3 protein-coding genes, 1 pseudogene and 1 CRISPR repeat array are annotated in these 4,029 nt (G+C 40.1%); of the genes and pseudogenes, 2 read left to right on the top strand and 2 right to left on the bottom strand.

Going from position 1 to position 4,029, the window contains the following annotated elements; genetic code table 11:
* On the top strand, nucleotides 1-894 hold an 894-nt coding region (locus F8H35_RS04095; protein WP_472572279.1), incomplete at its 5' end, for an aminopeptidase.
* A 188-nt stretch (nucleotides 895-1,082) separates the two neighbouring features.
* Nucleotides 1,083-1,913, top strand: a complete 831-nt coding sequence (locus tag F8H35_RS04090) for an IS982 family transposase (protein WP_472572278.1) — start codon at nucleotides 1,083-1,085, stop codon at nucleotides 1,911-1,913.
* Between the two features lie 177 nt (nucleotides 1,914-2,090).
* Nucleotides 2,091-2,372: direct repeats of the CRISPR family, unit length 26 nt; unit sequence GTTTTATCTGAACTAGTGGGATTTAA.
* A gap of 19 nt (nucleotides 2,373-2,391) precedes the next feature.
* Here F8H35_RS04090 and bioF read toward each other — a convergent pair.
* Nucleotides 2,392-3,453, bottom strand: a pseudogene (bioF, locus tag F8H35_RS04085) (8-amino-7-oxononanoate synthase); the annotation flags it as partial.
* Nucleotides 3,453-4,007, bottom strand: coding sequence for a response regulator (locus F8H35_RS04080; protein WP_472572277.1), 555 nt, complete (start codon nucleotides 4,005-4,007; stop codon nucleotides 3,453-3,455). The pseudogene bioF and the gene F8H35_RS04080, both read right to left, overlap by 1 nt.
* Nucleotides 4,008-4,029 lie beyond the last annotated feature (22 nt).

Below are 4,029 nucleotides of genomic sequence, written 5' to 3'. Positions count from 1 at the left end.
GAAGAGGTCTGGCGGGCAGCCTTTGGAAACGAGTTATTAGAGGAGGTAAAGCAAAAAGGCCTCTTTGAGAGAATCCTGAGGAAGGAGGTAACAGAGGGAGACGAACTTGAGATTAAGGAGATTCTCCTTGAGACCACAAATCCCGAGGAGCTCCCCACGGCCGTCATAGCTGTAAACCAGCACTCAATAAGCCACACACTTTTTAGAAAGCTCTGCACAGAGTTCCTCTCAATCCGTTTCGCCAGCATGCCCCTCTTTGAGCCCTTCATGTTCTACACGTCACTCCAGGCCAACTGGAACTTAGTTGCAAGGCGTTCAAGAAAAGTTGCCTCACTTCTAACAGACGCAGAAGAGGTAAAAATTACCTGTCCGTTGGGAACAGACATAACTTTCTCCGTTGAGGGAAGAACCGGCCTTGCAGATACGGGAAAGCTCTGCTCCCCTGGAGATTTTGGGAACCTTCCTGCAGGCGAGGCCTTCATAGCTCCCGTTGAGGGGACGGCAAACGGTAAGTTCATAACCCGCTACGCGCCAGATAGGAAACTCAAAGAGCCTGTAGTTATGGAAGTTGAAAACGGTCTGGTTAAAACCGTAAGTGGAGAGCCGGAATTTTCAGAGTTCCTGAACCGATTGATTCACAAAGAGAAAAACGCCGGAAACGTAGCAGAGTTTGGAGTTGGAACAAACGAGAGGGCAGAGCGTTTTGACAACATATTAGAAGCCGAGAAGATACTTGGAACCTGCCATATAGCTATGGGAGATAACAGTTCTTTTGGCGGAAAGGTGAGGGCAAACGTCCACATAGACCTGCTGATAGAGAGACCAACTGTAATCCTGAAAGCAGGAGACAGAGAGATTAAGCTGATGGAAGAGGGGGAGCTCCTTGTTAAGTAGTTGCGACTGGGAAGTGAAGTGGGGAGCTCCTCATAATTACTTACCATCAGAGCTTTAAAATACAGAACTATTTTAGAAGTCTTCGTTAGTATTTCCTAACTCTGCAGCGGAACTACTTTTTACCCGACTTGCCACCTACAGATAAAAAACCCAGGATAGGGAATAAACCCCTATCCTGGAGGGCAGAAATGAACAACGAAGTCGTTACAATCTACTGTATAGTAGATGATATCCTAAAAGCTATGAACTTCAGAGATGACCCCCAAGCTAAAATGTCCTCAAGCGAAGTCCTAACTACAGCTATCATCGCTTGCCTGTTTTTCGGAGGTAACTTTAGAAAAGCTCTCAAATTGATGGGTCTGTTCTGCAGCTACGTACTGAGTGAAAGCAGATTCCTGAGACGACTTAAAAGGCTTAATCAGAAATTAGAGACCATTTTTGAAGTAACTGTTATGCTTTTTAAATCCATTCTATCGGAAACCGTTGAGAGCTATGCAATAGATACTTTTCCTATTGAGGTTTGTGAAAACATAAGAGCCAATAGATGTAAAGTAGCTTCAGGAAAGGAATTCAGAGGTTATGTAGCCTCAAAAAGGATTTACTATCATGGCGTTAAGCTTCATATAGTTGCTTCCGACAAAGGTTACATAAGAGAGTTTTTGATAACTCCTGGAAGCGTTCACGATGTATGGGGATTGTATGAGCTTCCACTCAATTTGGGTTCTAACAGTGTTCTTTATGCTGATAAAGGCTATACCGATTACGAAGCAGAGGATTTGCTTAAGGAGTTTGAAGGAATTTCGCTGATGCCTATTAGGAGGAAGAACTCAAAGAGGTTTAATGCCTTGCAGCAATTTATTGCCAAAGTGGAGAGGAGGTTTATTGAAACTGTAGGCTCTTGTTTAAAAGCTTTATTCCCAAAAAGGATTCATGCTGTTACTCTTGAAGGGTTTGTTATGAAGCTTAAGCTATTTATCTTGAGTTTTAATATTCAACAGCTTCTGAAGGTAGCAAGTTGAGTTACTTTTTCTTTAATCTTCCTTAATCATCTGTCCCTCAAAGGCTTAAATCATATTCATTAGATATTCATAAAAAACTTATACTTCCGCCGCTGCACTTGACCATCTCTTCGCCATCCTATATACTTGAAGTTAGGCATTGTAGCTCTTTAACTATTAGAATAAGCTAAATCTGCTGTTTTATCTGAACTAGTGGGATTTAAACGGGTTATTACGTCTTTAAGGTCTTCAGGTATTGCCGGTTTTATCTGAACTAGTGGGATTTAAACTTTCTTTAAGGTCGTTAACTGCATCTTGCTCTGTGTAGTTTTATCTGAACTAGTGGGATTTAAACTCCTGCTAAGGAGAGTCGTTTAAGTAGCTTATGAAGTTTTATCTGAACTAGTGGGATTTAAACTACTTCAACCTTCTGCCCTTCGTATTCCTCAAGCTCGTTTTATCTGAACTAGTGGGATTTAATGTTGTTCCATAGAAGTTCCATTTCTTCCTCTGTATGTTCTGAGGTTATTGTAATTCTTAACCTGCTCTGTTTGACTGTTGGTGGTCTTATGGCCGGAACAAAAAAGCCTTTCTGATAAAGTTTTTGAGAAAGTTTAACTGCCTCTTCTGGTGTTTTAACTAATAGAGGAAATATTGCTGATTGGCTGTTTATTTCAGTTAAATTTTTGAAAAACTGAATATTTTTCTGAAGTTTTCTCATTCTTTCAGGGACTTTTTTTAAGTTCTTGAGTGTTTGGCAGGCTATTGCTGGCGGTAGAGCGGTTGTAAAAATAAAAGTTCTGCACTTGTTTATTAGATATTCTCTTAACAATTTGGAACCGCACACAAAAGCTCCGAAAGTTCCGAGAGCTTTTCCAAGAGTTCCTATTATTATTGTTTTTTCGTCCGGTTCTAAGTCAAAAAGGTCTAAAGTAGACCAACCAACAACACCGGTTCCGTGGGCATCATCTAAAATTAAGACAGCATCGTATTCGTTCTTCAGTTTAAATAGTTCTTTTAGTGGTGCAATATCTCCATCCATACTGAAAACTGTATCTGTTACTATAAAACATCTCCGGTATTTTTTTCTTACTTTTGAGAGTATTAGTTCTAAAGTTTCTACGTTGCAGTGGGGATAAACTATTTTTTTTGCTTTTGATAGTCTGCAACCATCAATTAAAGAGGCGTGGTTGAGCTCGTCTGAGAGAATTAAGTCTCCCTCTTTTGCAAGGATTGAAATAACTCCAACGTTTGCCATGTAACCTGATGAGAAGAGGAGGGAGCTCTCTGTCTTTTTGATCTCGGCCAGCTTTTCCTCAAGTTCTTCGTGAATTTCAAAATTTCCACACACAAGCCTTGAAGCTCCACTTCCTGTTCCCCACTTCTCAAAGCATTCTTTTGAACAGTTTTGTGCAAGTCCCAAGTAGTCGTTTGATGAGAAGTTAATTAATTCCTTGCCGTTTATAACGATTTTCTTCCCTTGAGGAGTAGATAGGGTGCGGAGCTCCCTGTAAAGTCCTTTATCTTTTAACTCCTTTATCTCTTCTTTGAGCCATTCCATTACTGGTTTATGCCGTATTTGTTGAGTTTTCTGTAGAGGTTTGAGATATCTATTTCCATAAAATTGGCACTTTTTTTTAGGTCTCCGTTGAATTTTTTGAGAACGCTCAATATATAATCTTTTTCAAAAGCCTCTTTTGCCTGTCTTAGAGGAAGATCGCTATAGTCACAGATTTTCTCCGGGCTTTCCCGTCGGTTTTTTACGGCTTCGTTGATTGTGGAGAGGAGTTTTTCGTACTTTATCGGTTTTTCAATGAAATCAAATGCCTTTAATTTCATAGTTTTTACAGCAGTTTCTACTGTTCCATGGCCTGAAACGATGATAACAGGAATTTTCTCTGTCAATCCTTCCTTGTTTAGCTTTTCTAACACCTCCATTCCTGAAGTTCCTGGTAAAAAGAGATCCAAAATTATCAGGTCTGGTTTTATCTCTTTTATCCTTTGATAAACCCTTGAACCCACTTCTTCGGTAAACACCTGATATCCTTCGTCTTCAAGTATCTCTTTTAGGGTTTCCCTTATGGTTCTTTCATCGTCTACAACTAAGATTTTCATCGTTCATCCTTTGGTTTTAGTT

The sequence above is a fragment of the Thermovibrio sp. genome, assembly GCA_015488335.1.
Lineage (GTDB): Bacteria > Aquificota > Aquificia > Desulfurobacteriales > Desulfurobacteriaceae > Balnearium.
The sequence above is the reverse complement of the archived record's forward strand: the minus strand, read 5'-3'. Positions and strand labels throughout refer to the sequence as shown.